This window comes from Micromonospora sp. C41, assembly GCF_018070485.1.
Taxonomy (GTDB): domain Bacteria; phylum Actinomycetota; class Actinomycetes; order Mycobacteriales; family Micromonosporaceae; genus Micromonospora; species Micromonospora chalcea.
In genome coordinates, this window is sequence record NZ_JAGPXP010000012.1 from 134,965 (window position 1) to 160,219 (window position 25,255).

The 25,255-nt window shown below is 69.6% G+C and carries 23 protein-coding genes, 1 tRNA gene and 1 pseudogene; 13 read left to right on the top strand and 12 right to left on the bottom strand.

Features of this window, described 5'->3' with window-relative positions; all coding sequences use genetic code 11:
* Positions 1–50 precede the first annotated feature (50 nt).
* The 4 genes from KBX43_RS15640 (at position 51) to KBX43_RS15655 (ending at position 4,147) form a co-directional block, all read left to right on the top strand.
* Positions 51–665: a hypothetical protein gene (locus KBX43_RS15640; RefSeq protein WP_043327831.1), complete on the top strand. Its 615-nt coding sequence runs from the start codon at positions 51–53 to the stop codon at positions 663–665.
* Positions 662–1,183: a hypothetical protein gene (locus KBX43_RS15645; protein ID WP_043327830.1), complete on the top strand. Its 522-nt coding sequence runs from the start codon at positions 662–664 to the stop codon at positions 1,181–1,183. Before KBX43_RS15640 ends, KBX43_RS15645 begins: the two co-directional genes overlap by 4 nt.
* A gap of 571 nt (positions 1,184–1,754) precedes the next feature.
* A complete protein-coding gene (locus KBX43_RS15650; protein ID WP_210885096.1) occupies positions 1,755–3,782 on the top strand; it encodes a hypothetical protein in 2,028 nt (675 codons plus the stop codon).
* Positions 3,779–4,147, top strand: coding sequence for a GIY-YIG nuclease family protein (locus KBX43_RS15655; RefSeq protein ID WP_210885098.1), 369 nt, complete (start codon positions 3,779–3,781; stop codon positions 4,145–4,147). Before KBX43_RS15650 ends, KBX43_RS15655 begins: the two co-directional genes overlap by 4 nt.
* A 248-nt stretch (positions 4,148–4,395) precedes the next feature.
* On the opposite strand, the gene KBX43_RS15660 is transcribed toward KBX43_RS15655, so the two are convergent.
* From KBX43_RS15660 to KBX43_RS15670, 3 genes are read right to left on the bottom strand one after another with little or no spacing between them, the layout of a single operon-like run.
* Entirely contained in the window at positions 4,396–5,430 is a 1,035-nt protein-coding gene (locus tag KBX43_RS15660) for an Eco57I restriction-modification methylase domain-containing protein (RefSeq protein ID WP_210885100.1), read from the bottom strand.
* A gap of 2 nt (positions 5,431–5,432) precedes the next feature.
* Positions 5,433–8,723 (bottom strand): DEAD/DEAH box helicase, encoded by a 3,291-nt coding sequence (locus KBX43_RS15665; RefSeq protein ID WP_210885102.1) that lies wholly within the window; start codon positions 8,721–8,723, stop codon positions 5,433–5,435.
* Positions 8,716–9,363, bottom strand: a complete 648-nt coding sequence (locus tag KBX43_RS15670) for a hypothetical protein (protein WP_210885103.1) — start codon at positions 9,361–9,363, stop codon at positions 8,716–8,718. The genes KBX43_RS15665 and KBX43_RS15670 overlap by 8 nt, the downstream gene beginning before the upstream one ends.
* A gap of 700 nt (positions 9,364–10,063) precedes the next feature.
* On the opposite strand from KBX43_RS15670, the pseudogene KBX43_RS15675 reads away from it, so the two are divergent.
* Positions 10,064–10,228 (top strand): annotated as a pseudogene (locus KBX43_RS15675) (site-specific integrase); the annotation flags it as partial.
* 86 nt (positions 10,229–10,314) lie between these two features.
* Here the strand turns inward: KBX43_RS15675 and KBX43_RS15680 are convergent.
* Positions 10,315–10,401 (bottom strand) — tRNA-Ser (locus KBX43_RS15680).
* A gap of 75 nt (positions 10,402–10,476) precedes the next feature.
* On the opposite strand from KBX43_RS15680, the gene deoD reads away from it, so the two are divergent.
* The 3 genes from deoD to KBX43_RS15695 all read left to right on the top strand — a co-directional run bounded on the left by deoD (position 10,477) and on the right by KBX43_RS15695 (position 12,400).
* Complete coding sequence (gene deoD / locus KBX43_RS15685) at positions 10,477–11,184, top strand: purine-nucleoside phosphorylase (protein ID WP_043327826.1); 708 nt, start codon at positions 10,477–10,479, stop codon at positions 11,182–11,184.
* Between the two features lie 113 nt (positions 11,185–11,297).
* Positions 11,298–11,936, top strand: coding sequence for a TetR/AcrR family transcriptional regulator (locus tag KBX43_RS15690; RefSeq protein ID WP_030502134.1), 639 nt, complete (start codon positions 11,298–11,300; stop codon positions 11,934–11,936).
* The gene (locus tag KBX43_RS15695) at positions 11,933–12,400 is read left to right on the top strand and encodes a thioesterase family protein (protein ID WP_043327825.1); all 468 of its coding nucleotides are present in this window, start codon (positions 11,933–11,935) and stop codon (positions 12,398–12,400) included. Before KBX43_RS15690 ends, KBX43_RS15695 begins: the two co-directional genes overlap by 4 nt.
* 12 nt (positions 12,401–12,412) lie before the next feature.
* Here KBX43_RS15695 and KBX43_RS15700 read toward each other — a convergent pair whose 3' ends face one another.
* The 4 genes from KBX43_RS15700 to KBX43_RS15715 form a co-directional block, all read right to left on the bottom strand.
* Complete coding sequence (locus tag KBX43_RS15700; protein WP_197494900.1) at positions 12,413–12,850, bottom strand: nucleoside deaminase; 438 nt, start codon at positions 12,848–12,850, stop codon at positions 12,413–12,415.
* Between the two features lie 178 nt (positions 12,851–13,028).
* Positions 13,029–13,553 (bottom strand): tRNA adenosine deaminase-associated protein, encoded by a 525-nt coding sequence (locus KBX43_RS15705; RefSeq protein WP_043327823.1) that lies wholly within the window; start codon positions 13,551–13,553, stop codon positions 13,029–13,031.
* A gap of 121 nt (positions 13,554–13,674) precedes the next feature.
* Positions 13,675–13,845 (bottom strand): hypothetical protein, encoded by a 171-nt coding sequence (locus KBX43_RS15710; RefSeq protein ID WP_166457820.1) that lies wholly within the window; start codon positions 13,843–13,845, stop codon positions 13,675–13,677.
* Between the two features lie 73 nt (positions 13,846–13,918).
* Entirely contained in the window at positions 13,919–14,314 is a 396-nt protein-coding gene (locus KBX43_RS15715) for a hypothetical protein (protein WP_176722829.1), read from the bottom strand.
* Positions 14,315–14,423: 109 nt separating this feature from the next.
* On the opposite strand from KBX43_RS15715, the gene KBX43_RS15720 reads away from it, so the two are divergent.
* Both KBX43_RS15720 and KBX43_RS15725 read left to right on the top strand, forming a co-directional pair.
* On the top strand, positions 14,424–15,167 hold the full coding sequence (locus KBX43_RS15720; RefSeq protein ID WP_187693937.1) for a M23 family metallopeptidase: 744 nt from the start codon (positions 14,424–14,426) through the stop codon (positions 15,165–15,167).
* 48 nt (positions 15,168–15,215) lie between these two features.
* A complete protein-coding gene (locus KBX43_RS15725) occupies positions 15,216–16,286 on the top strand; it encodes a PHP domain-containing protein (protein ID WP_069088841.1) in 1,071 nt (356 codons plus the stop codon).
* 3 nt (positions 16,287–16,289) lie between these two features.
* On the opposite strand, the gene KBX43_RS15730 is transcribed toward KBX43_RS15725, so the two are convergent.
* Positions 16,290–17,261, bottom strand: a complete 972-nt coding sequence (locus tag KBX43_RS15730; protein ID WP_043327820.1) for a DMT family transporter — start codon at positions 17,259–17,261, stop codon at positions 16,290–16,292.
* A gap of 72 nt (positions 17,262–17,333) precedes the next feature.
* On the opposite strand from KBX43_RS15730, the gene KBX43_RS15735 reads away from it, so the two are divergent.
* Positions 17,334–19,004 carry a DUF885 domain-containing protein gene (locus KBX43_RS15735; RefSeq protein WP_043327819.1) on the top strand — a complete coding sequence of 557 codons (1,671 nt, stop codon included), beginning with the start codon at positions 17,334–17,336 and terminating at the stop codon, positions 19,002–19,004.
* Positions 19,005–19,050: 46 nt separating this feature from the next.
* Here the strand turns inward: KBX43_RS15735 and KBX43_RS15740 are convergent, their stop codons facing one another.
* Together KBX43_RS15740 and KBX43_RS15745 are read right to left on the bottom strand one after the other, a co-directional pair.
* On the bottom strand, positions 19,051–20,646 hold the full coding sequence (locus tag KBX43_RS15740) for a DUF6114 domain-containing protein (RefSeq protein WP_210885105.1): 1,596 nt from the start codon (positions 20,644–20,646) through the stop codon (positions 19,051–19,053).
* A 77-nt stretch (positions 20,647–20,723) separates the two neighbouring features.
* Positions 20,724–21,347 carry a DUF6230 family protein gene (locus KBX43_RS15745; protein WP_043327818.1) on the bottom strand — a complete coding sequence of 208 codons (624 nt, stop codon included), beginning with the start codon at positions 21,345–21,347 and terminating at the stop codon, positions 20,724–20,726.
* 416 nt (positions 21,348–21,763) lie between these two features.
* Between KBX43_RS15745 and KBX43_RS15750 the strand changes: the two genes are divergently transcribed.
* A complete protein-coding gene (locus KBX43_RS15750; RefSeq protein WP_051611329.1) occupies positions 21,764–22,498 on the top strand; it encodes a class I SAM-dependent methyltransferase in 735 nt (244 codons plus the stop codon).
* 85 nt (positions 22,499–22,583) lie between these two features.
* Here KBX43_RS15750 and KBX43_RS15755 read toward each other — a convergent pair whose 3' ends face one another.
* A complete protein-coding gene (locus tag KBX43_RS15755) occupies positions 22,584–23,627 on the bottom strand; it encodes a DUF3068 domain-containing protein (protein WP_083297040.1) in 1,044 nt (347 codons plus the stop codon).
* A gap of 135 nt (positions 23,628–23,762) precedes the next feature.
* On the opposite strand from KBX43_RS15755, the gene KBX43_RS32240 reads away from it, so the two are divergent.
* Complete coding sequence (locus KBX43_RS32240; protein WP_356982556.1) at positions 23,763–25,229, top strand: acyltransferase; 1,467 nt, start codon at positions 23,763–23,765, stop codon at positions 25,227–25,229.
* Positions 25,230–25,255: the final 26 nt, after the last annotated feature.

A 25,255-nucleotide genomic window follows, 5' to 3' on the forward strand; every position in this document is an offset into this window, starting at 1 on the left:
ATCGTCGTACACATGTTCCATCCACAGCCTGTGGACGCCGAGAGGACCGGATGAGTTACCAGCTCAGCGCCGTGGTCGCCGACGTCGAGCTGCTTCGCGAGCAGACCGCCGACCTGGACCACGCGGTGCTCGCCGCGCTCCGCCAGGACTTCGCGCTGCTGCCGGTGACCCCGCAACTGGTGCAGGAACTGACCGGCGGGCTGCCGGACTTCGCCACCGACGAGCCGCGCGCCGAGCGCCCGTTCCGGCTGGTGCTCTCGCCGCCGCTGGCGGAGGTGCTGGCCCGCTGGTCGACCAGCGGCCCGGTCGCGTACCTGGAGGCGGAGTTCGCGGGCGGGCTGGGCCACCAGTCGGCGGTGGTGTGGCTCGGCGGCGAGGTGAGCTGGGGGCCGCGGTACGACGCCGCGCTGGACCGGCCGCGTACCGAGTGGCCGATCAACACGGCGCTGGCCAGGCTGGGCGCGGAGCCGGGCGCGTGGATCGACCCGTTCGCCGAGCTGGGCCTGCACCTGGAGCGCGACACCGACGGCTGGCTGACGCACGGTCGGCGCGGGCTGTCCGCCGACTACTGGGACGAGCTGGCCGAAGAGTGGGAACTTCGCCAATCCGGCCAGCACCAGCAACCTCATCGCCCCGGTCCCGTTGGTGACTGGGGGATTGCATGAAATTACGACAATTCGGCTTTATTGCCGTACTGCTTGCTGCCGCATCAGTGGCGGGCAGCGGCGTTCATCCACAGTGGCCGGCCCGGCCAGTCGGCGCCGCCCAGGTGGTCAGCCTGGAGGGCCTGCGCGACGCGGAGTTCGGCGCCACCGAGGCGGACCTGACCCGCCGCGGCGTGCTGCGCGCCGACGAGGAGGCCTGCGGGCCCGCACTCGTCGGACACGGGGCGGTCAGCCCGATCTTCGTCGACGACCGGCTCGTCCTGCTCTGGCTGGACGACCCGATGAGCACACCCGAGGGCATCAGCGCCGGCACGCCGATCGGCGAGGTCCGCGCCGCGTACCCCGGCGCCACCGACCTGCCGGCGCCGCCCGGCAGTCACCGCTTCGCCGGGCTGCTCGCCCGCGACGGCGACCGCGCGTACCTGTTCCTGCACGACGGCGTCACCGTCCGCGAGATCATCGCCGGGTACGCGGACTGGGCCCGCCGCCTCTTCGACGAGGGCTACGGCCCCTGCTGACGACGAAGCGCCCGGGACAACCCGGGCGCTTGATCGATATGGCGGTGGCGGCGGGATTTGAACCCGCGGAGGGCGTAAACCCTCACACGCTTTCGAGGTCTGCGACACGACGTTCAGCCTCAACCGACCGGGGCCATGAGCAGGGCGGGAAAGCTGATCCGGCCTCCGACGGACGGCCTCGTACGTTGATGAAGGAGACCACAACTGAGACCAGCAGAGGTCAGTCGACTCGCGGCATTTACCCACCGGCGTCGCTGCGGAGTGGTAGACTGCCGACGCCTGCGACGCGTGAAGCGGAGCATGGTCGCCGAGGGACCTGGTCCCCCGGAAGGCAAAGTGGAGGCTCGCTTCCTCACGCTGCAGACCGTGCCGAGTGCCACGTTGCCGCCAAAGACCACATCGGAGCTCGCTCCGACAGGTTGGAGGGGACGCGCTCGACGGCCTCGGTCGTCCGACCTCCCGGGCACGGAATCCACACCAGCTGTGGCACTCCGGGAGCGGACGAGACGACCAGCACATTCATCGTCTTGACCTCCTTCCGCGTGCCCGAAACGTGCCAGGAGGCATCGAGATGACCACGACCACCGAAGAACTAGTCGCCGTCCACGACCACGTCCCGCCCCGACCCGTCAGTAAACTCCCGGAACTCGCGCCGATCGCCGCCCGCCGCAAGGCAGCCGACAAGCTGGTCGAGATCTTCAACCTCGACCCGGATGCCGCAGCGTGTATCGCGGAAGCGGTCGTCGATCCGGCCGAGCTGCGTCGCGCGATCGAGACCCCCACGCAGCTGGCCATCACCGGCGGCACGCTGTCCGCCGTGCGGGCTCGGGTATGGGCCCGCCGCACCCTGCCCGACATCCGCAACCCCCGGATCGGTACCGCCCGACGGCACCCCATCGCTGTCGAGCCGGGCACGGATGAAGAGTCCCGTTTCGCGCCGGTCGGCGACCCGACCAGCGACGGCATCACCCCTCATCTGAAGGTCGAGGTCGAGTCGGCCGAGCACATGCGCTGGGCGTCGGCCCTGGCGGCTCGCGCCGTATTGGAGGCCAACGACTGGCGGTACTCCATCCGCAACCAGGGGGTGCTCACTGAAGTGTGGCTCGTCGCAACCCAATACGCCCACACCGAGGACGGCAGCCCCGCGCTCTGGGCTGTTACCACCGCCGAGGGTTCCTCACGCACCACGGCCGCCCACGACATCCTCGGAGTCGGCAACAGCGTCGAGGCCGTTATGACGGCCGCATCGGACACGGTGATGCGTGGCCGGATCAAAGACCTCAACACCGCCTTCGAGCAGGGCCCCACCGGCAAGCAGTCCGAGGCGCTGCGCTGCGAAACCCTGCCGGCGCTCATCCTCGTCGGCTACCAGCCCCTCAGCGGGGGACCGGACAAGTTCTCGTCGGCAGTAAAGTCGCTTGTGGCGTTGCGCCACGTCGACGCGCCAAAGGCGTGGGGCGACGGCCCGGAGCTAGAATCCCTCGCCGACGAGGCGCTGGCGGTCATGGAGGACCGCGGCATCCTGACTCCGCTTCGGCGCAAATGGTTCGCCGGTTCGATCAGCCGCGCCCAGGCGAAGGCAGCCCACCTGCCCGTTGACCAGGACATCCGGGCTGCCGAGATCATCGCCCTGTTCACCAGCGACGACCAGGACGTGCGCGACGCGATCCGCGATGCCGTCACCCGCCAGTCGACGCGCAAGCGCATTACGAAGAACGTTCGGGTCAATCTCGCCGTTGCCCTGATGGTCCGGGCCGTAGCAGGCGAAGGCGCCAAGCCGGACCGGGTCCGCCGCTACATGCAGCACGGGTTCGTCGCCGTACGAGACAACTACTTCAAGCCCACGCACCGCGAGGCCGACGCCGTCCTCGCTGACGCCCTCGACGAGCTAGACCAAGACCCCGCCGGCGACCCGGGACCGGCCCGTCTTGAGCTCGCAGCCCGCTCCGCCTATCCGCTCATCGCCACGCTGTCGCTATGGGCGGACCGCGGCACACAGGGCAATCCCAACGCCGACGACCGGCGTAGGCCCGGCGAGGTTATCGACACCATGCTCACGTCGAGGCTTGGAATCCGGCAGCTGCACCGGGCGATCGTCGACCATCACGAGGGCCGCTCAACCCTGCGGGCGGTCAATGAAGACGGCAGCATTCGGCGCACCGAGGACCGCGCGCAGGACCAGACTCTCAACGACGTCTACCTGCGCTCGACCTTCCCGAAGCCGGGCTCGCCGCAGCGGCCGACCAGCACCGACACTCCAGACGACGCGCTGCGAGACGCGGCTGCACAGCTCGGTGCCGCCGTGCGGGCCGTCGAGGACGCCATGGCGGCGATCCGCTCGGTCAAGGCGCTCGACGGCAATGACCATGTCGAGACGGTCGGTGTCGACCGGAACCACGTGCGAGAGTGGAAGAACGTCCTAGACGCCGCGACCTCGGACCTGGAGTTCTGGGGCCGGATTTGGGAGCGGCGCAACCGCGGTGCCAGGTCCGCTGCACGTGGTGGTGACGGCTGGGAGAGCGAGTACGACGCGAACCTCGACCAGGCCGTCGAGGGGTGGGAGGACGAGGACAGCGAGGACTTGGAGGTCGTGCGATGACCCGGCTGCGCCTCGCGTCCCTCGCCGCCTATGCCGGGGACAAGCTCCGCCCGGGCGGACCGTTGGGGCCGATCCCATTTGGCAGTGGCATTCCGGCCGCGGCCCGTGCCCGTAACGCCGTCTACGTGGTGTGCGCCTGGTCCGGACAGGTCCTGTACGTGGGGTCCACCACGATCGGCGTGCGGTCCCGCTTCCTCCAGCACCTGCGCAACCAGCCGAAGACGCTCGACTGGTCAACCGTTTACATCATCCCGCTCACCGACGACACCTCGGTCGCGGACGTGCGCCGAATCGAGGGACGCGTTGGGCTCGCAGCGGCACCGCTGCGGAACAGGGCTCTGCCGCGGCTAGCCGCCCGCCGCTGATCCCGCTCGCGCCCGGAGAGGCCCAAGGCACCAGGCCGGTGACTTGGGTCTCTCCGTGGCCCCGCCTTCGGGGACCGAGCCGTCGATCTCCGCTTACGGGTCGGTTCCCGGTCCGAGGAGGTGGTGAAGTCCTGCAGAGGGACGTACTTGCAAACCTTCGCCGCGGTGCAGCGGCGCGACTCCCGTGCGCCGAGCAGCGGCGCAGTTCGCGTAGTAGTCGAGCCGCGATTAGCACAGGCGGCCGAGTGTCAGCCCATCGACGTGACCTGTTCCTCAACGAAGGCGATCTCGTTGCGGTCAAGGCTGTACTTGGCGCAGAGCTGGGCGTCGATCTCGGGGATAGTCCTGGTCCAGTCGATGCCAGATGCGGTCGTAAAGTCCTGCGCCGGGACGAACCGCCAGGTAGCGCGAGGATTGTGCTGGGTCACCTTCAAGATATAGAGCATGGCCCGAGCGAACTTCGTCTTGAGGTAAGAGAGGCAGGCCCGCGCCTCGACGTCTGTGTCGAACGCGCCGATGGTCAGGAACGTCTGGGTTACGGCAACGCCAGGTTCGACGACCTCTGGGGCCGCCATCCAGCCAAGCTTGTTGCTCTCATTCGCGGCTGGGAGCGCGACCTTGTACTTGTTGAAGCTCTCCGGGCCCGTGATGTAATCGCGACGAATCCATCGGCGGCAACGCTTGTTCTTAATCACGCCGAGGACCTGAACGTACTCATGATCGTCGGCGGGCCGGCTGTCGTAGAAGAGGAAGGAGAATTGCTCAAACGCGTTCGTATTGACCAGGGCGGTGTTGCCCTCCGGGCGCAGCTTGAGTGCCTCCGGGTGGTCCTTGTACAACTTGTCCGTGTAGCGGTATGAGCGTGAGCTAGTGATGCCCAAAGTCTCGATGAATGCCGTCCCTGACTCTCGCACTTTGTGCAGGATCGAGTTGAGTTCGTTGTACGCCGTGAACGTCTCGATCGGAGTGCCTGCACGCTCCGCGTCTCGGTACGTCACGGCGATCCCTGCGCGAATCTTGGTGCCTGGAAAGAGCTCCGAACTGTCTCGGACGTAGATCGGCACCGTAAGATGCGGGTCGGCGAGCATCTTCTCGTTCCAGGCCTTGGGCGTGAAACCTGCGTTGAACAGGAAGCGGGCCGGGGTGATTAGGACGACCTTCGTTCCTACGTCGTAGGCCGCGTCCATGAACCGGTGGTAGACCGGGGTGTCGCGGGTTCCCTCGCCCTGGGCCTCTTCCTGGTAGGGAGGGTTCCCGATGACGACGTCGAACTTCTTGCTCACGGTCAGCGTCCTTCCGTCAGCATGCGGTCAACCATGTTCTGGCGCTCCTCCGAGGTCATTCGGGCGAGGTTGCCGACGCTGAAGTGGCCGGAGTCCTCGATCCAGGCTTTGCGTTGCGGGACGCCGCCCGAGACAGCCTCGATGGTGATGCGGTGCAGGATCTCGTTGTGGCTCATCTCGAAGACCTGTGAGGTCAGGATGTGCCGCAGCCTGACGTCCTGGTCAGGGAACACACCGGTAAGGCCAGTGTCGAGGCGGCGCACCAGTTCCATCAGGAACAGTCCGGCGGTGGAGAACAGATCCGCGAAGGTCTTGGTTGGGTCGGTGAAAATGCCTGGGTTCTCGGCTTCGAGGGCGTCGACCATCAGCTTGACCACGGACTGTGGGGTGAAGACCAGAGATGTCTTCTGCTGCGGGATGTAGGCGAAGATGTTCTCGGTCTGCGCGTCGTCGAAGTAATCGGCCAGGGCCTCCTTCTTGTCCAGGAACTCCTGGACGGACTGGTCGAAGACCGCTTCGTCGAATAGGCCTGGGATCTTCGTGACAGTGCCGTTCTCATCGGTGACCTCTTGGCCGTCGCGCAGGAGGCGGAACTCGGCTTCGGTGATCCCTGTGATTTCCTTGAACACGTCGTCGGGCGTGTAGTCGTCGAAGTTCGACAGGCGAATGCCACGGTCCCCGTATGCCATGAGGAACATGGGAATCGTGCGGGCGAATCCTCGCAGGCGGGAGCGGGTGTCGTCCATCGTCTGGTTCGCGCGCTTCTGCTCCTTCTTGGTCTCCTCGCGCGTCACCACCTCGGGCACGATCGAGTCCATCGTCTCCTCGACGATGGCGAGGATGTTCGTCTTGAACGCCTTGTCCTGCTCGGCTCTCTTGGCCTCGACGACCTGGGCCTCGGCCTCGGTGGCCGCGTTCTTCAGCTCGTCTTCCAGATGCTTGCTGGCGATGTTGTGCTCGGTGTAGGCGCGCTCGACCTGGTCCTTCACGGCCTGCTCGGTGCGCTTCTCGTCGCGCTCGACCTGCTTGGTCGTGAGCCCGTAGGCCTCCATCAGCTCCTCGCGCTTGGCGCGGCTCTGCTCGGTCACCGCCTTCGCGATCTGCCTAGCGGCCGTGTGTGCAGGGGCATCGGGCTCGACGGTTGGGATGTTCTCGATGCGGTAGACGGGCTTGCCGAGCTCGGCGACCTTCGGGTTGATGACGGTCTCGACGTCGATCTGCACGTTGCCGTCCGGGTCGGTGACGGACGGCGGTTGCGGGATCTCAATGGGATCCGCCATCCTGGCCTTGCCCTGCTTTGCGGCCGGGAGCTTGTCAAGGATCTCCTTGATGTGCTCGGTGTACCGGAAGATCCCGGCGACATTCGCGAACAGCAGGTTCGACAGGAACCCTCGGCGCACGACCTCGCGGGCCTTGAACACCTGCGGGAAGGTCAGTACCTGGGAGGCGTCGAGCTCGATCATCCGGCCCTCGGCATCCTCGCCCAGGACCGGGAAGAAGTTCAGCAGCCGGCGGATGTTCTCCTGCCGCACGCCCTGGTCCCCGGAGGGGTTCGGGTGCAGGTTGTTGGCGAAGGCGTCGAAAATCGTCAGCGTGCGCTCGGGCGCGAAGTCGAAGATGTACGCGTTCTGCTTCTGGAACACGCGCCCGGCACGCTCGAAGGTGCAGGGGTTCTGCGCCCGGAACGCCGCCTGCATGTACTGGGCCGGGGAGGACAGGTCGGACAGCATGATGACCGCGGTCCATTCGGGCACCGTGACGCCCGTGGTCAGCTGTCCCACCGACAGGGTGATGGTCTTGCCGTCCGACTTCTCGGCCTCCGCAATGGCCGTGCGCACCTTGTCCAGAGACTTGCCGGCCGCGACGGGGTCGGTGTCGTCGTGGGAGCGTCCGTCGCCGGCGGCCAAGATGATCGTGTAGTCCTTGAAGACGTTGTGCGTCTTGAGCAGCTTCTGCAGTGCCTTGGCAGAGGCGACGCGGTTGAGCAGCCAGAAGGAGTGGCGGATCTCGTCTCGCAGCTCAGGCGTGGAGAACGGGTACTTCTCGTTGGTCGTCAGGCAGTTGAGGAACTTGATGATCTCGGCCTCGTGCTCGAAGAACCCATTGTCCTTGGTCGCGAAGAACTCGTTGAGGTCGAACGTGTAGTCGATGTTCGCCTCGTCCTCGTCGATGGCGACGCCCTCGGCCAGACGGTCGATGATCATCCGCGAGATCTGGTAGGTCAGCAGGTTGAGCGTCGGCAGCGCCGCATATGGGTTCTCCTGGCCCTCCTCCGCCCATTGCTGGCGGGCGGCCTGCTCATCCTCGTATGACCAGTTGAAGATCTGGTGCTGGTCGAACTTGCCGCGAGCCATTGCCTTGAACGGTGTGCCAGACAAGTGCAGCGTCCGTCTGCGCTTGATGTGGTCGAACGCGACGTCGGTCTTGGTGGTGTCGATGCCCTCGTGGGCCTCGTCGATCACCAGCAGGTCCCAGTCGGACTGGGCGATGTGCTTCAGCTTGTCGTACGAGCCGCCGAAGTACTGCGACCCCTTGAGGTCCTGCAGCGAGAGGAACTCCACGATGCGCGGGTCCTCGTCCTGACAGCTGTGCAAAAAAGCACGCCACTGCTCGCGAGTCATGGGCGAACGGTCGGCCAGTGAGGGCGACTCCGAGACGAACCGGTACGTGGTCTGGTGGCCGATGAAGCGCGTGAAGTCGTCGAACCAGGAGTTCGCGATCGCCGGGCGGTTGGTGACGATCAAGACTCGCCGAACGTCCAGGGTCCGCATCAGGTCATATGTCGTCAGCGTCTTGCCGAACCGCGGCTTGGCGTTCCACAGCACCTCGGTCTTCCCGGCTTTGAAGGCGACCACGGCCTGGTCGACGGCCGCTTGCTGCTCGGGGCGCAGGACGTAGTCGTCCTCCTCGCCGCCGAGCTGGAGGTGGGCGAAGTCCTGGCCGGCGAAGTCGTTGAAGTACTCCAGCGACGTCTTCGCGGCGATCCCGAAGTGATGCCACTCGGTCCGCTTTGGCATGGTCTCGCGCTCCACGCCCTGCTGGTGCAGGTAGGCGTGGAAGTCCTTGTCCGTGAAGCGCCCACCGGCCTCGGACGTGAACAGGGCCCGCCGCGACCAGTTCTTCTTCTTCTCGACGGACAGCTGGGATGCCTGCTGCGCGATGCGCGCGTCTGCGCTCTCCTGCTCGGTGTACCCGATCTTCTCCCATCCCGCGTACTTGGGGATGTCCGGGGTCGACCAGGAGTAGATGAGCGGGGTGATCTCACGGAACGTCCTGATCTTCGGACTAGGCATCGGCCCTCACTTCCTCATGGACCTTGTCGATCCTGCATGCCCAGTACCTGTCATAGACGGTGAAGTCGAAGGCGTCGTCGTCGCGCAGCGAGGCGAGCGTGAACGGCTCACGCTGAACCATCTCGGCGGCCCCGGTGATCCGGTTCCACCAGGAGAACTGGATCTCCTTGCCTCGCCAATCCAGGCCGGTCAGAGTGTCGCCACGAACGATGTTTGTGTCGATGAGGAAGGCCGCGGCCTTCCGCAGGCTCGTATCCGGGTCACATGGGACACCGTGTTGTTCGTGGAAGTGCAAGAACTCGGTGAGCATGGCCTCTTTGGCGTCCCGGTGGTTGTCCTCCAGCAGCTCGATGCCGTAGATCGAGGCGAGGGCGAACAAGGACGCCTCCGGCCACTCCTCGGGTGCGTGGGTCTTCTCGACCGCACGGAGCTTGCGTTGCAGGATCGCGACCAGGAAGTTGCCGTCACCGGCCGCAGGCTCAAGGAAGGTCTTGTCGACGAAGTCGGGGCCGGTCTCCAACTCCTCGCGAACCAAATCGAGCATCCGGTCGACCATGTGACGCGGCGTAAAGACCTCACCGTACGTCTTGACACGGTGCCGCGACTTCACGACCTGCTCCTCGACGATCGCCTGCGTCACAGTCACTGGTGTCCCCCCATGCCGCCGCCGATGAGCAACGAAGCCCCCGTCCGCGGGCTCATCGGCCCGGTCGAGCAAATCGGCGAACCGGTCATCTCGTGATGGCAACCCATGCACTCCAATTTCTGCAAGCCGCAGGCTATCGCGTCAGACGCTAGCGGTATGGGTCGAAAGTTGGTTGCCCTGGGCGGTGTGACCATGAGCTTCTTGGCGCCATCCATGCAGTCCCCACCATCCCGCCCGCCGTCGACCCCGCACCAGCACGCACGGCGGAAGCTGACCGGGCCATCGCCCAGGCACTGCACGAGGCGGTGCGTGCCGAGCGGAAGTAAGCCAACAAGTCGGCCACCACGTTCACGATCACCGATTCTGCTATTTGCGTCAAGCGGGCCTTGACGACCCATTCCTCGACAGCGGCGGTTCGGCTCGCGGCGAGGCCGGGGTGGGGATGCTGCGCGTGCTACCCGGGCAGGCCCCTGGCCTGCCGGCAACGCCGGCCCGAGGGGTCGCAGAGGCTCCGGGGTCAAGGGCGGCCCGCAGGGCCGTCGCGTAGCGACGCGAAGCGCCCTTGAGGTCGGAGGGGCGGCCCCGCATCCTCCGCGCCGCATCCCCACCACGGCCGGCGGTGACTTGCCCTACGGCGCGGCGGTGTGACTGTCAACGCCGGCTGAACTTTGACCCCTCTGTTCCGGGTGGGTTCCTCGGCGTGGCCGAGCGGGCGGTGATGGGCATCATGGGCTGGTCCAACTCAGCGATGGCGGCCCGGTACCAACACCTCACCGCCCAGGTGCGTCGGGACATCGCCCAGCGCGTCGGAGGGCTGCTGTGGGACAGCCCGACAGAGGACCCGAAATCGACCTCTTGAGCAGCAACCGAGACCGAAACTGAGACCACAAGCGGAACGCCCGGTCGATCCTCACGGATCGACCGGGCGTTCTCGCTGTTCACGAGCGGTGGCGGCGGGATTTGAACCCGCGGAGGGCGTAAACCCTCACACGCTTTCGAGGCGTGCTCCTTAGGCCACTCGGACACGCCACCGCCGACGAGGGTACAGGACCGCCGGCTTGGACGCCGAACCGGTATCCCTCGGCCCGGCCTGGCAGGATCTTTGCCATGAGTACGCACATCGGCGCTGAGCCGGGAGAGATCGCCGAGCGGGTCCTGATGCCGGGCGACCCGCTGCGGGCCAAGTGGATCGCGGAGACCTACCTGGAGGGGGCCCGCTGCTACACGACGGTGCGCGGCATGCTGGGCTTCACCGGCAAGTGGAACGGCGTTGACGTGTCCGTCCAGGGCTCCGGCATGGGCATGCCGTCCGCTTCGATCTACGCCCACGAGCTGGTAAACGAGTACGGCGTGAAGTCGCTGATCCGGGTCGGCTCCTGCGGCGCGCTGACCGAGGATCTGCAGCTGCGGGACGTGGTGGCGGCGATCGGCTCGTCCACCGACTCGAACATGAACCGGATGCGCTTCGACGGGCTGATCGACTACGCCCCGGTGGCCGACTTCGGGTTGCTGCGTACCTCGGTCGAGGTGGCCGAGCGGCGCGGCATCAGCATGCGGGTGGGGCCGATCCTGGCGGCGGACGCCTTCTACACGGACCGGCCGGACCTGTACGACACGCTCGCCGACTACGGCGTGCTGGCGGTGGAGATGGAGTCGGCGGCGCTCTACACGATCGCGGCGCGCTTCAAGGCCCGCGCGCTGACGATCCTGACCGTCAGCGACCACATCAAGACCGGCGAGAAGACCACGTCGCAGGAGCGTGAGCAGACGTTCGGCCAGATGGTCGAGATCGCGCTGGACACCATCATCGCCTGACCTGATCGACTCTGGACCGCCCCGCCGCCGCAAGGTGGCGGGGCGGTCGCGCGTTACCCGGGTCACAAAAATAAATACGACCGGTCGTGCTTGTTTCCCGATACGCTGCCCGCATGACCTCCGACGGCCGCGTCGCCCGTGGCGACCGCACCCGCACCGCGGTGCTGGACACCGCCGTGGCGCTGGCCACCGAGGTCGGCCTGCACGGCCTCTCCCTGGCCCAGCTCGCCGACCGGCTGGAGGTGAGCAAGTCCGGCCTCTTCGCGCACTGGCGCTCCAAGGAGGCGCTGCAACTCGCCACCGTCGACCGGGCCGTCGCGCAGTGGCAGGAAATGATCGTCGCGCCCGCCCTGGAGGCGCCCCGGGGCGTACGCCGGCTGCGCGCGCTGCACGAGGCCCGGATCGACTTCTACGCCGCCCGGGTGCTGCCCGGCGGCTGCTTCTTCGCCAACACCGAGTTCGAGTACAACGCCCGCCCCGGCCCGGTCCGCGACCGGCTCGCCGAGGCGTTCGCCCGCTGGACCGCGCTGCTGGAACGCCTCGTCCAGGAGGCGGTGGACCTCGGCGAACTCCCCGCCGACCTGGACGTGCCACTGCTCGCATACGAGATCGACGCGCTGGGGATCAGCGCGGTGATGCGGTCCCGGCTGCTCGACCCGGACGCCACCTACCGGCACGCCCGCCAGGGCCTGCTGACCCGGCTGCGGGCGCTCTGCCCGGATCCGACCCTGCTACCGGAAGGCCAGTCATGAGCCACACCACAGTCGAGCGGCAGGCCGCCGAGTTCGGGCACGTCGCGCACGTGCCGGTGCACTTCGACGACCTCGACGCCATGGGCCTGCTGCACAACGCCCGCTACGCGGTGCTGCTGGAACGCGCGCTCACGCCGTACTGGGCCGAGCGCGGCGTCGCCTTCCGCGGCGACGTGCACGCCGCGCCGGACGTGTTCCACGCGGTCCGCGAGTTCACCATCAGCTACCGCGCGCCGGTCACCGGCGTCGGCACTGTGGCTGTGCACTTCTGGCTGGAGCACTTCGGCACCAGCAGCGCCCGGTACGCCTTCGAGTTCCGCTCGACCGACGGCGCCACCGTGCACGCCACCGGCACCCGGTCGATCGTCCGGCTCGACCCGGCGACGTTGCGCCCGACCGCGTGGACCGAGGTCGCCCAGGGGGTCGCCGCGACGCTGCTGCGCCCGGCGCCGACGAGCGCCTGAGCCGAGCACACCTCAGCGAAAGAACGCGCGCAGCAACGCCGCGCTCTCGCGTTCCAGCACGCCGCCGTACACCTCGGGGCGGTGCGTGACGCGGCGGTCGCGCAGCACGTCCCAGAGCGACCCGACCGCGCCGGTCTTGGGTTCCCACGCGCCGAACACCACTGTCGAGACGCGGGCCAGCGCGATCGCCCCGGCGCACATGGTGCACGGTTCCAGCGTCACGACGAGCGTGCAGTCGTCCAGCCGCCAGCGGCCCAGCCGCTGCGCGGCCCGGCGCAGCGCCAGCACCTCGGCGTGCGCGGTCGGGTCGCCGGTCAGCTCCCGCTCGTTGCGCCCGATCGCCAGTTCGGCGCCGTCGGGGCCGTAGAGCACCGCGCCGACCGGCACGTCGTCGGCGTCGGGGGTCGCCTCGTCCGGGCCGGTCACCGCGACCTCCAGGGCCCGGCGCATCCACAGCTCGTGCCGCTGCCGGCGGCCGACCGCGCCCGGTTCGGCGAGCGCCTCGTTGGCGCCGGGACCGACGCGCGCGGTCCGGCCGGGGGTGGGCTGCCCCGGGCGTACGGTCTCCAGCGCCGGATCGGTCGCGTCGGCGGGTTCGGCGGCGCCGGGCGTCCGGGACTCCCCGGGCTCAGACCTCACGCAGCTCCTCGACCTCGTCCACGCAGCCGAGCACCTGGCAGATCTCGGCGGTGACGTCGGCCGGCATGGAACCCTCGTGTGCGCAGAGCGCGAGCAGCTTCTGCGCCGGGATGCCCAGGTCGGCCAGCAGGTCGGCGTCGCCGACCGGGTCGGCCTCCGGGTCCACAGCGGGCTGCTCGTTGTCGTCGTCGCCGCTGGAGGCGCGCGGCTCGTCGACCTCCTCCAGCCCGGTGACCGACGTCTTCAGGTCGCCGACCAGCAGCGCGCCCAGGCGGGACTCCTCCGCGAACGCCGAGTCGGAGCCGAAGACCCGCAGGTCCTCCCCCTCGTCCAGGCGCAGGACGACCAGGTACGTGTCGTCGGCCTCGACGAACAGCAGCGACAGGTCGGCGTCCGGCTCGACGTCGCGCAGCCGGTCCGCCACCTCCTCGATGTCGGTGACGCCCCGCAGGCTCACCTCGCCCGCGGTCCAGCCGCCGTCGACGCGCGCCACGGCAGCAGCGAAGTACGACACGGTCCCCCCAAATTGGCCTCGGCAGCACGCCGACAGGTCACGCGATGCACGTTAACCGGTCGGGTCGGCGGGCGACCGGTCAACGCCCCGTAAGGGCCGGCCGTTCTGAAGAGAAAGCCGGTCAGCCGACGACGCGCCGACGGGTGGCGATGAGTTGGCGCAGCCGCTCGGTACGCGCGCGCTGTGGTCGCTGGCGCTGCTGCACCGCGCGGGCACCGGCCAACTCGGCAAGGAGTTGCAGGCGACGGCGGCTCCGCTCGGGGTCGAGCCGCGGCGGTGTGGTCCAGGCCATACCGCCGAGCGTGGACCGTCACCGCGCGAACGTCAAGGTGGCCTTCGCTACGCAGCGAAACCGGCACCCATGGTCACCAGAGCGGCCAGTCGCCGGTCTGCGCCCACCGCATCGCGACCAGCGCGGCGGCGATGCTCCAACCACCGGCGGTGACGATCGCGACCCCGGTGGCGACCCCCCGGTCACCGTGGCGGACCAGCACCGCAGCCGCCGCCCAGGCCAGGGCGCCGGCCAGCAGAGTCCACCAGGCGTAACCCGCGATGTTGCGGCCGAGCAGCCCGAACAGCAGCAACCAGGCGAACGCGACGAGCGCGCCGACCGCGACCCCGGAGCCGGTGATCGGGTACGGCTCGCGGTAGCTGGGCCGGATCGGCGCGTTGGACGGGAAGAGTCCCGAGGGGGTACGCGGCGGAGGCGGGAACGCCCCCGGACCGGTCCCCTCGGGTCCGCCCTGCCACCCGTACGTCACCACCGCCCCCTTCCCCGAACGATCCACGTCGGCGTCACGCACAGTGACCGGCAGGTGTGACGCGGTCGCGGCGTTCGTCCCTACGGTAGTGGTCTGTCAGGATGACCGGATGCGCTCGCCATCGATCGGACGCCGGCCGCGGCCGGCGTACCCGGTCCTGCTGCTCGTCGCGGCGCTCGCCGCCGGGGGGTGTGGCGCCTCCACCGGGCGCGCCGACAGGTGGCAGGAACCGAGCCCGATCGCGACGGGCGCGCAGCCTGCCGACCCGGCGAGCCCGGCACCGCCGACCGCCTCCCCGCCGTCGCCGGCCCGCACGGACGTGAAGCGGGTCTTCCCCGTCCGCGCCGGCAACGTCGACTACCACCCGACGCACGGCGGCTACCCGGGCACCGACGTGTTCGCCGACTGCGGCGAGCCGGTGGTGGCGGTCACCGACGGCGTGGTGCTGGAGGTGAGCCGGGTCGACCGGTTCGACAAGCGCGGGCCGCAGGGGCCGAACAACGGCGGGCTCTCCGTCTCGCTGCTCGGTGACGACGGGGTGCGCTACTACGGCTCGCACCTGAGCGCGGTCGCGGCCGGCATCGACCCGGGCGTACGGGTCCGGGCCGGGCAGCAGCTCGGCAAGGTGGGCCGTACCGGCAACGCCAACAACGTCTGTCACCTGCACTTCGGACTCTCCCCGAAGTGCACGGGAAAGGACGACTGGTGGATCCGCCGGGGCGTGGTCTGGCCGGCGCCCTACCTGAACTCGTGGCGCAAGGACGGCAACCGCTCGCCGGTCGCCGAGGTCACCGCCTGGCAGCGCAAGCACGGCTGCCCGGCGTCGCCGGGCCGGTCCACGACGGGCGGCTGACGGTGCGGGGTCGCGCGGCGGGCGGCGGATGCGCGTAGGTTCCAGGGCATGAGTGCCCGGGATCCCATCGCCGACCTGCGCCGGATCGCGTTCCTGCTGGAACGGGCCAACGAGGCCACCTACCGGGTCCGGGCGTTCCGGTCGGCCGCGAAGACGCTCGGCGCGCTGCCCGCCGCCGAGGTGGCCGAGCGGGCCCGCACTGGCAAGCTGACCGAGCTGTCCGGCGTCGGTGACGTCACCGCCCGCTGCGTGGCCGAGTCGCTGGCCGGGGAGGAGCCGGTCTACCTGCGCCGGCTCCTGGCGACCGAGGGCACCGACCTGGACGAGGCGGCGGCGAAGCTGCGGGACGCGCTGCGCGGCGACTGCCACACCCACTCGGACTGGTCCGACGGCGGCTCGCCGATCGAGGAGATGGCGCTCGCGGCGGTCGAGCTGGGCCACGAGTACCTGGTGCTCACCGACCACTCGCCACGGCTGAAGGTGGCCCGGGGCCTGACCGCGGAGCGGCTGCGCAAGCAGCTCGACCACGTCGCCGCCGTCAACGAGGCGCTGCCGAAGGGCTTCCGCCTGCTCACCGGCATCGAGGTCGACATCCTCGCCGACGGCTCGCTGGACCAGGACGAGGACCTGCTGGCCCGCCTGGACGTGGTGGTCGGGTCGGTGCACAGCGGGCTGAACGACGACCGGGCGAAGATGACCCGCCGGATGCTGACCGCGATCGCCAACCCGCACCTGGACATCCTCGGGCACTGCACCGGCCGGATGGTCTCCTCCCGGCCCGCCGGCGTGACCGGGCCGGGCGACAAGGGGCACCGAGCGCGTACCCGCAAGGAGAGCGAGTTCGACGCGGACGCCGTCTTCGCGGCGTGCGCCGAGCACGACGTAGCCGTCGAGATCAACTCCCGGCCGGAACGGCAGGACCCGCCGAAGCGGCTGATCCGGCTCGCGCTGGAGGCCGGGTGCCGGTTCGCCATCGACACCGACGCGCACGCCCCCGGCCAGCTCGACTGGCAGCGGTTCGGCTGCGAGCGGGCCGCGCTGTGCGGGGTGCCGGCGAACCGGGTGGTGAACACCTGGACGGCCGACCGCCTGGTGAAGTGGACGGCCGGCCGTAGCTGAGGGTCAGCCCTGGGCGGCCGGTTCGACAGTGCGGGCCGGCACCACCACGTCCGGGCGCGTGCGGCGCCGCCCGAACAGGCCCTGCGCGACCGCCACGCCGGCCAGCACCACGAGCGCACCCACCGGCTGGTGCCAGGTCATCCGCTCACCCAGCACGACCGCGCCGACGAGCACCGCGAACACCGGAACCAGGTACGTCACTGTGGACGCCGTGCTCGCCCCGGCCAGCCGGATGTTGCGCATGTTGATGACAAAGGCGAGCCCGGTGCCGAGCGCGCCGAGCGCCAGCACGCTCGCGATCACGCGCGGCGAGAGCCCGGCCGGGGACGGCGGCGTCCCGACGAACGGCGCGACCAGCGCGAGCTGCGCGGTCGCCACCAGCAGCTGGGCCGCCGACAGCGACAGCCCGGAGTACGCGCTGCCCGCGACGAACTTCTTCTGGTACGGAATGGCGAGCCCGTAGCAGGCAGCCGCGCCGAAGCACATGAGCTGGCCGACGAAGTGGGCGCCACCGACGCCCTCCCAGACGCCGAGCACCACGAGCACCCCGACGAAGCCCAGCCCCAGCCCGACCGCCCGCCGCACGGTCAGCCGCTCGGTGCGGAACACCAGCACCGCCAGCGGCAGCACGATCAGCGGCGTGGTGGCGTTCCAGATGCCGGCGAGCATCGACTCGACCCGCTGCTCGCCGTAGCCGAACAGCGTGAACGGCACCGCGACGCCGAACGCGGCCACCACGAGCATGTGCCCCCAGACGCGAAGGTCGCGGGGCAGCCGGTCGCGCAGCACGGCGAGCACCACCAGCAGCGTGACCGCGCCGGTGGCCACCCGGTAGAGAGTGAGGTGCACGGGGTGCAGCTCGGCCACGCCGACCTTGATGAACAGAAAACTCGAACCCCAGATGGCGGCAAGCGCGACGAACCCCGGCAGCCAGCTCCGCAGCGGCGCGCGGTCAGGAGTGAAATCGACTGTCACCCCTGACACTCTGCCCCACGGGTACGACGATGTCGTGCGGAATTCGGCTGCGGGGTCACGTAGGGTCCCCTCGTGGGACGAATCGATGACCTCGCCAACCGGTACGTGGCCGAGTGGGCTCCGCTGAGCCCGACCGGGGCCACCTACGTCGGCATCGCCGGCTACGACGACCAGCTCGACGACCTGTCGCCCGACGGCTACGCGGCCCGCGCCGACCTGGCCCGGCGCACGCTCGGCGAACTCGACGTGACCGAGCCGGAGACCGAGGCCGAGCGGACCGCCAAGGAGGCCATGCAGGAGCGCCTCGGCCTGGAGCTGGCCCGGTACGAGGCCGGCGAGACCGGCAGCGAGGTCAACGTCATCTCCAGCGGGCTGCACGAGATCCGGATGGTCTTCGACCTCATGCCGACCGACGGCGAGGAGGCTAAGGCCAACGTGGCGGCCCGGCTCAACCGCTTCGCGTCGGCGCTCGACGGCTACAAGCGCACGCTGCGCGAGGCCGCCGCCGCGGGACGGGTCAGCTCGCAGGTGCAGCTCGTCGAGGTGGCCAAGCAGTGCGACGTCTGGGTCGACCCGGAGGGCGACAACTTCTTCCACGGCATGGTCGAGCGGCTCGACGCCGACGGCGCGCTCGGCGCGGAGCTGCGCAAGGGCGCGGCCGCCGCCACCGCCGCCACCGCCGAGTTCGGGCAGTTTCTGCGCAACGAGCTGGCGCCGGCCGGGCGGGAGAAGCAGGCCGCCGGGCGGGAGCGCTACGAACTGGCCTCGCAGTACTTCCTCGGCGCGAAGGTCGACCTGGACGAGACGTACGCCTGGGGTTTCGCGGAGCTGGCCCGGCTGGAGGCCGACATGCGGACGGTGTCCGCGCGCATCGCCGGGCCCGGCGCCTCGATCGACGACGCGGTACGCGCGCTCGACGCCGACCCGGCGCGGACGGTACGCGGCAAGGAGGCGTTCCGGGACTGGATGCAGGCGCTCGCCGACCAGGCGGTCAGCGACCTGAACGGCACCCACTTCGACATCCCCGAGCAGGTACGCCGGATCGAGTGCTGCCTCGCGCCGACGAGCGACGGTGCCATCTACTACACCGGCCCGAGCGAGGACTTCTCCCGGCCGGGGCGGATGTGGTGGGCGGTGCCGCAGGGCATCACCGACTTCTCCACCTGGCGGGAGGTGACCACCGTCTACCACGAGGGCGTGCCGGGTCACCACCTGCAGGTCGCGCAGACCGCCGTCCGGGCCGACCTGCTCAACCGCTGGCAGCGGCTGTTGTGCTGGGTCTCCGGGCACGGCGAGGGCTGGGCGCTCTACTCCGAGCGGCTGATGGACGAGCTGGGCTACCTCGGCGACCCCGGTGACCGGCTCGGCATGCTCGACGGGCAGGCGCTGCGCGCGGCCCGGGTCATCGTGGACATCGGCATGCACCTGGAGCTGGAGATCCCGAAGGACAACCCGTTCGGCTTCCACCCGGGCGAGCGGTGGACGCCGGAGCTGGGCTGGGAGTTCATGCGGGCGCACTGCCGGGTGCCGGACGAGAACCTGCGTTTCGAGCTGAACCGCTACCTGGGCTGGCCCGGGCAGGCCCCGTCGTACAAGGTGGGCGAGCGGATCTGGTTGCAGGCCCGGGAGGACGCGAAGGCCCGCAAGGGCGCCGACTTCGACCTCAAGGAGTTCCACCGCCAGGCGCTCGACCTGGGCTCGCTGGGGCTGGACCCGCTGCGCAAGGCGCTGGCCCGGCTCTGAGCCGGCTTCCGGGTGCCGGCGGCGCGTACCGCCGGCACCCGTCCGGTCAGGCGCCGAGCGTCACCTTCAGCGTCGGCCGGCCGGTGAGCGTGTTGCTGGTGACGTACGCCAGGTCGATGACCGGGTCGGTGAACGTCACCGGGATGGGCAGCGTGACCGGCAGGCCGTCCGGGAACGGCAGGTCCGGCGTCAGCGTCAGCTTGATGCCGGCGAGCTTGCCGACGAACCGGGTGCAGTAGAACGCGACGTCGTCGCGGACGGTGAGACGGTCGGTCGCGTACCGCTGGGTGCGACCGCTGGGGCCGTCGGCGACCAGCAGGAAGTCGTCGGTCACGGCTTCCTTCATGCTGAACTTCAGCACCTTGAGCGCGCCCTGCTCGGTCCGCAGGTCGGTGATCCCCTCGAACCGCAGCCCGGTCATGGTCACCTTGGAGCCGGTGAGCTTCGACGGCTGCTTGGCCACCTTCGGCAGGCCCGGGTCGGCGGCGATACGCGGCAGCGGCTTGCCGGGCTCCACCTTGCCGGGCTTCGCCGGTTCCTCCTTGCCCGGCTTGCCCGGTGTCGGGCAGTCGGTCGAGCCGGGACGGGTGGTCGGCTTGCTCGTCGGGGCCGCCGATCCGCTCGCGGTAGGTGTGGGCGAGGGCGTCTCGCTCTTCTTGCTGCCGCCCTTGAACAGGTCACCGATCCCCTCGAAGAAATCGGTGATGATGTTGCCCTCCCGCGTCGGGCTCGCGCTCGGCGTCGGGGTGGGCGTCGCGGAGGGCGCCTTCGACGGCGTGGCGGGCTTCGTCGGGCAGGCGCTGGCGGCGGGCCTGCTCGGTGCGGCCTGTACCGCGCGCGGCTGCACGGCCAGGCCGGCGGTGGCCAGGCCGAGCACCAGCAGGACGATGCCGAAGGCACGCGGGTCCGCCGAACGGCCCGCCCACTCGGGCGGGCCGCCGTCGGATCCGGCCGCCTGCCCGTTCACCGACTGCCGAGGGACCGGCCGCTCCCCGCCCGGCCGCTCGGCAGTCGGCTGCTCGACGGCCGGCCGTACGCCGGCCGGCACCTCGACGGTCGGCAGTTCCCCGGCCGGCTGCTCGTCAGCGGGTTCCGGGGCGGCCGGCCGGCCGGTGAACGACTGGTCGACGCCGACCTGCTCGACGCCGACCGGGCCGTCGATGTCGAGCAGGTCGGCGTCCCGCTGGTCCACCCTGGTGTCGCGCTCGTCGTCCGCCTCGGTGTCGCGCTCGTCAGCCGCCAGCTCCGCCGGCCGGGCCGGCACCCAGGCGAAGGCGAGCGCGCTGCCCACGATGCCCAGCAGCAGGCCGAGGAAGAAGCCGCCGAGGTTGAGCCCGATCAGCGAGTAGACGGTCGTGACCGCCGCGACGATCGAGTAGAACAGCCGCTGCGCCGGACTGAGCCAGAGCAGCACGCCGCAGGTCCCGAGGATGGCCGGGATCAGCAGCGAGAGCAGGCCGGTGGCGCCGCTGCTGAAGCTCAGGCCGTTGAGGGTCAGCCGGGTGGAGGCGAGCATCTCCACCCCGGCCAGGATGATGAACAGGCCGCCCCAGAACGGCCGGCTCCGCTGCCAGCGGCGGAAGGTCCGCCACGTCCGGGCCGCGGTGCCGAGCCGGGCGTGGGACGGTTCGACGGTTGTCACGTACTCCTCCTGGCGGAGCGGGGGCGGGGACGGTGGGGCGGGCCCGCGGTGGTCGGCCACCGCGGGCCGTGCTCAGCTCAGAAGCACTCCTTGCCCTTGGCGTCGTCACCCACGTTGACCTTGAGCCGCAGCCCGACCAGGTTGAACGTCGAGGACGTGGTGTAGCGGGACACCTGCTTCAGGTCGCGGATGGTGACCCGGTCGGAGTTCTGGCCGAACGAGCCGCGCTGGGCCGTCGGGTTCAGGTCGCTGGCGTCGCGGCCGATCTGGATGTTGGTGAACGTCGCGTTGCCTTCGAGCGAGTCCATCGCGATCACCAGGTCCTTGGCGCGGGCCGGGTCCTTGCCCTCGCCGGCGTTGATGGTGAGCACCACCGGCAGGCCGGGCAGGTCGGCGCGGACGGACTGGCAGAGGTTGTACAGGTCGGCGCTGCTGATCTCGGCCATCGCGACCGGGCGCGTCGCGCCGGCCTTGCCGTCCTCACCCTTCTCGCGGACGATGCCGCCGTACTGCTTGAAGCCCTCGCCCTCCAGGCGGTCCGCGCCGATCTTGAAGGTCTGCCCGGACACGGTGATGTCGGAGGCGATGGCGCCGGTCGACATGCCGAACAGGATGGCACCGGCGGCGGCCGTGGTGGGCACGATCATGGCGGCGAACCGCTTCCACCGGGTACGACCCTGGTTGTCGAGCCGATTCTGCACGGGTTCCTCCTCGAGCGAATGTGCGCGGCGGCCGGTTGTCGTACCGGTGGCCCGCGCCGGGCCCCGCCCTCTGTTACCGACGGGTAACGATCGAGCCTGATCGTGCACCCGATGCGGCGCAGCTCACAACCCCCTCGTGTACCCGGCGGTAACACGAGTGCGCCACGAAGCTTGCTCGCCATCACCAGGCGTTGACGCTCCGGAGCAGGAAAAGGGCATCAAAGTGCGCAAAGACACCGTCATCGAGCGCCCGATCAACCCACAGTGACGGCACATCGAGGGATTACAATCAAGTAACAAATGTACAGTGCGTCGAGCGCGATGGGCCGTTCGGGGCAGTGTCGTCGGCCGAACATCCGAGCCGGCAGATGACCGGATCGATCCAGCCGCACCCCCGGATGTCCTAGGGTTTCGGCGTGAATCTCGACGACGTACGGCGCGACTGGACCAAGCTGGGCGCCGAAGATCCGCTGTGGGCCGTCCTCGTCCAGCCCGGTAAGCGCGGCGGGCAGTGGGACGTCGAGGAGTTCCTGGCCACCGGCCGCGCCGACGTCGAGGAGACGACCGGATGGCTGGGCCGGCTCGGCCTGCCCACGCGATGGGACCGCGCGCTGGACTTCGGATGCGGGGCCGGTCGGCTGTCGCAGGCGCTCGCGCCGCACGCCGGCGAGGTCGTCGCCGTCGACATCGCCCCGTCGATGCTGGAGACCGCCCGGCGCCTGGACCGCAGCGCCGGGAACATCCGCTTCGTCCTCAACGACGCGCCGGACCTGAGCCAGTTCCCCGACGGGCACTTCGACCTGGTCTACAGCGCGCTCGTGTTGCAGCACCTGCCGCGCCCGGCGATCGACAGCTACCTCGCCGAGTTCCTGCGCGTCCTGCGCCCCGGCGGGGTCGCCGTCGTGGGCCTGCCGACCGAGCCGGCCCGTACGGCCAAAGGCGTCATCTGGAAGCTCGCGCCGTTCCGCCTGATCAGCTGGGCGCAGCGCCGGCTGCTCAACTACCCCGCGCCGATGAAGATGACAGCGGTGCCGGACGCCGACATGACCCGGCTGGTGGCCGCCAACGGCGGGGAGATCGTCGGGCAGCGGCCCGACCTGCCGTACACCGAGGACTGGATCTGCACCCGGTACGCGGTGCGACGCCTCTGACCTGCCACCTGCCGCGCACACGAGCAGGCCGGCCGACCCTGGTGGGTCGGCCGGCCTGCTCGTGTGGTGGTGCGAGGGTTGGCGCTCAGGACTCCGCGCGGTCCGCGGCGTGGCGTCCGCCGGCGGGCACGGTCGGGTCGTCGTCGACCGGCTCCGCCGAACGCTGCGACGGCACGTCGTCCACCGGTCCGTCGCCGGCGTCCACCGGCGTCGCGTCGGGCCGGCGGCGAGCCGCGCGGACGATGATGAACAGGCCGAGCAGGAGCAGGAGCAGACCCACGACGCCGAGGACGATCGGCAGCACGGTGGTCAGCAGGTTGATCTGCCCACGCGCGTCCTTGGCCGCCTTGGCCTGCTGCTTCTGGGTGTCCTCGGTGAAGACGAGCGTGGCGTCGATGATCTTGATCTTGTCCGCGCCGGTCTCGTCACGCAGGGTCTGGAGCTGCTTCTCCTGCCCCTTGACGATGACGCCGCTGTCCGGCTCCACCCAGAGGGTGCGGGTGTTGGCGTAGAAGCGACCGGCCGTCACCGTGGGCTGGGCCGATCCGACCAGGTTGCCCGGCACGTCGATCTCGCTGATCTTGATCGGTTCGGCCGTCATCTCGAACTTGTAGACGGTCAGCCCCTGCAGCTTCTCGGTGCCCACGTACTCGGCGGGGTACGCCTTCCGAGCGGTGTTGTCGAAGTACTGGTACGTCTTCTTCTCCGTACCGAACGGGAAGGTGTAGGTGAGCCCCTCGTGCTTGAAGGGCGCGCCGTTGACCGCCTCGGCACAGCAGGCGACCGACTCCGCCGTACGCCGGTCGAGGGCGACCCGGTCCGTGCTGACCGTGATCTCCTTGCCCGCGTCGTCGATCACCCGGACACCGACGTTGAAGACCGTCCGGTCGGCGTTGCCGGCCTCGACGTCGCCGCGCACCGCGCGGTGGGCGGTCAGGTTGACGCCGCTGCGCTCGGCCAGCGTGCTGAAATCAAGAACGGTCGCGTTCTTCGCCTCTGAAACCGTTACCGAACTCTGGTCAAGGGGCACCTTGACCAGAGCGGGCGCGACGGCCAGCGGCGTCGCCACGGCCCCGACGATCAGGAACGCGCCTGCCGCCACCAAGATGGCACCCGACGTGGGTCGCATGAAACTCCTCCCCTTGTAAAGACTCGACTAGTCGGCTGACAGTACATGACGAGGCCGATTTCGGATATGGTCCGATGCGACCTCTCGCGACGTACTGACTCCGGGGGTGCAGCAGCCACCGGGCTGCGAGATCAAATGGATGTCGAGGGAACTGTGAGCCGACCCGTCAGACCGGACTCGAGCAACGGACAGGCGATCCTGTCCGCAACTAATACCGGCCGTTCGGACGGTTGGTTGCCCGCATTGGAAGGGCTGCGGGCGGTGGCGGTGATCGGCGTGGTCGTCCACCATGTCTCCTTTCTCAGCGGACTGACCAACTCCTTCGCCCACCTCGCAGCTGTGCTGGCCAGGCTGGATGTCGGGGTGGCGATCTTCTTTGCGTTGTCCGGTTTCCTCCTCTATCGGCCATTCGCGCTCGCTGCCATTAACGGACAGTCAGGACCATCCGTTCGGCGATACCTCTGGCACCGCGCGCTGCGCATTCTGCCCGGGTACTGGGCAATGGCGATCGTCGCACTGACTTGGCTCAACATCGACTATCTGAAGTCCGTCTGGGACTGGGCGATCCCCTTTCTTCTGGCACAGATTTACGAGCCATTGCGACTCCCGGTCGGCATGGAGCAGACCTGGAGCCTGGCTACGGAGGCGACTTTCTACCTTGCGCTGCCACTGATAGCGGTGCTCGGCCGCCGAATGGGCGGCCGCACCCCGCTCGGGCGAGCCCGGCGCCAACTGGCGTTCGGTGCCGTACTCGTCCTTGCCGGCCTCATCTGGAATGCGTACGCACACGGTCCCGACTCGCCTCTACCGGGACTCGCGGTGCTCTGGCTGCCCGCCTTTCTCGACTGGTTCGGCATCGGCATCATGCTGGCCGTGCTCGCCTCGTGGCCCGTCGGCACGACCTCGACCCCGTTCCTCACCGGGCTGACCGGTGACGGGTCTGGGCGGGGCGACGAGGACCTGTGGTCCGCCACGCCGCGCGGCCTGCGCGTGTTCACCTTCGCCCCGGGAACGTCCTGGCTCATCGCCGGCGCGCTGCTCTGGATCGCGAGCACGCCCATCGCCGGCCCGCGCGGGGTCGAACCCGCCAAGCCGGTCGAGTCGGTCACCGAGCACCTGCTGTTCCTGCTCGTCGCCTGGTGCCTGATCGCCCCCCTCGTCGGGCCGGGGTCCGGCGGGGTGCCCCGCGCTCTCCTCAGCCACCGGGCGGTCATGTTCCTCGGCCGGATCTCCTACGGCATCTTCCTCTGGCACCTCCTCGCGCTCGAGGTCTGCTTCCGCCTGCTCGGATTCACCCGGATGAACAGCTCGTTCTGGGTTCTCCTCGCCGTCACCCTGGCCCTCACCGTCCCGGTCGCGACGGCCAGCTACTACCTCATCGAGCGGCCCGCGCGACGGCTGCGGCGGCTCGGTGGCCGCCGCCGGCCCGTGGCCGTCGAGCCCGGCCTCCCGCTCCGGGCCGCGACGCCGGCGCCAGCGCTTCAGGGCGCCGGCCCGGCCGGCCTCGGAACTCGCCTCGTACCGGCCGCGGACCCGACGGAACCGCAACACGAGAGCGGCGACCGCCACGAGGAGCAGCCCGGTCGGCAACAGGACCAGTAGCTCCGCCACCCGTTCCGCGCCGACCC

Bases quoted from the DNA above. Each gene is read 5' to 3' on its own strand.
- KBX43_RS15640 (WP_043327831.1), top strand. From the start codon at position 51: ATGAGTTACCAGCTCAGCGCCGTGGTCGCCGACGTCGAGCTGCTTCGC.
- KBX43_RS15645 (WP_043327830.1), top strand. From the start codon at position 662: ATGAAATTACGACAATTCGGCTTTATTGCCGTACTGCTTGCTGCCGCA.
- KBX43_RS15650 (WP_210885096.1), top strand. From the start codon at position 1,755: ATGACCACGACCACCGAAGAACTAGTCGCCGTCCACGACCACGTCCCG.
- KBX43_RS15655 (WP_210885098.1), top strand. From the start codon at position 3,779: ATGACCCGGCTGCGCCTCGCGTCCCTCGCCGCCTATGCCGGGGACAAG.
- KBX43_RS15665 (WP_210885102.1), bottom strand. From the start codon at position 8,723: ATGCCTAGTCCGAAGATCAGGACGTTCCGTGAGATCACCCCGCTCATC.
- deoD (WP_043327826.1), top strand. From the start codon at position 10,477: ATGAGTACGCACATCGGCGCTGAGCCGGGAGAGATCGCCGAGCGGGTC.
- KBX43_RS15690 (WP_030502134.1), top strand. From the start codon at position 11,298: ATGACCTCCGACGGCCGCGTCGCCCGTGGCGACCGCACCCGCACCGCG.
- KBX43_RS15695 (WP_043327825.1), top strand. From the start codon at position 11,933: ATGAGCCACACCACAGTCGAGCGGCAGGCCGCCGAGTTCGGGCACGTC.
- KBX43_RS15700 (WP_197494900.1), bottom strand. From the start codon at position 12,850: ATGCGCCGGGCCCTGGAGGTCGCGGTGACCGGCCCGGACGAGGCGACC.
- KBX43_RS15710 (WP_166457820.1), bottom strand. From the start codon at position 13,845: ATGGCCTGGACCACACCGCCGCGGCTCGACCCCGAGCGGAGCCGCCGT.
- KBX43_RS15720 (WP_187693937.1), top strand. From the start codon at position 14,424: ATGCGCTCGCCATCGATCGGACGCCGGCCGCGGCCGGCGTACCCGGTC.
- KBX43_RS15725 (WP_069088841.1), top strand. From the start codon at position 15,216: ATGAGTGCCCGGGATCCCATCGCCGACCTGCGCCGGATCGCGTTCCTG.
- KBX43_RS15755 (WP_083297040.1), bottom strand. From the start codon at position 23,627: ATGCGACCCACGTCGGGTGCCATCTTGGTGGCGGCAGGCGCGTTCCTG.
- KBX43_RS32240 (WP_356982556.1), top strand. From the start codon at position 23,763: ATGGATGTCGAGGGAACTGTGAGCCGACCCGTCAGACCGGACTCGAGC.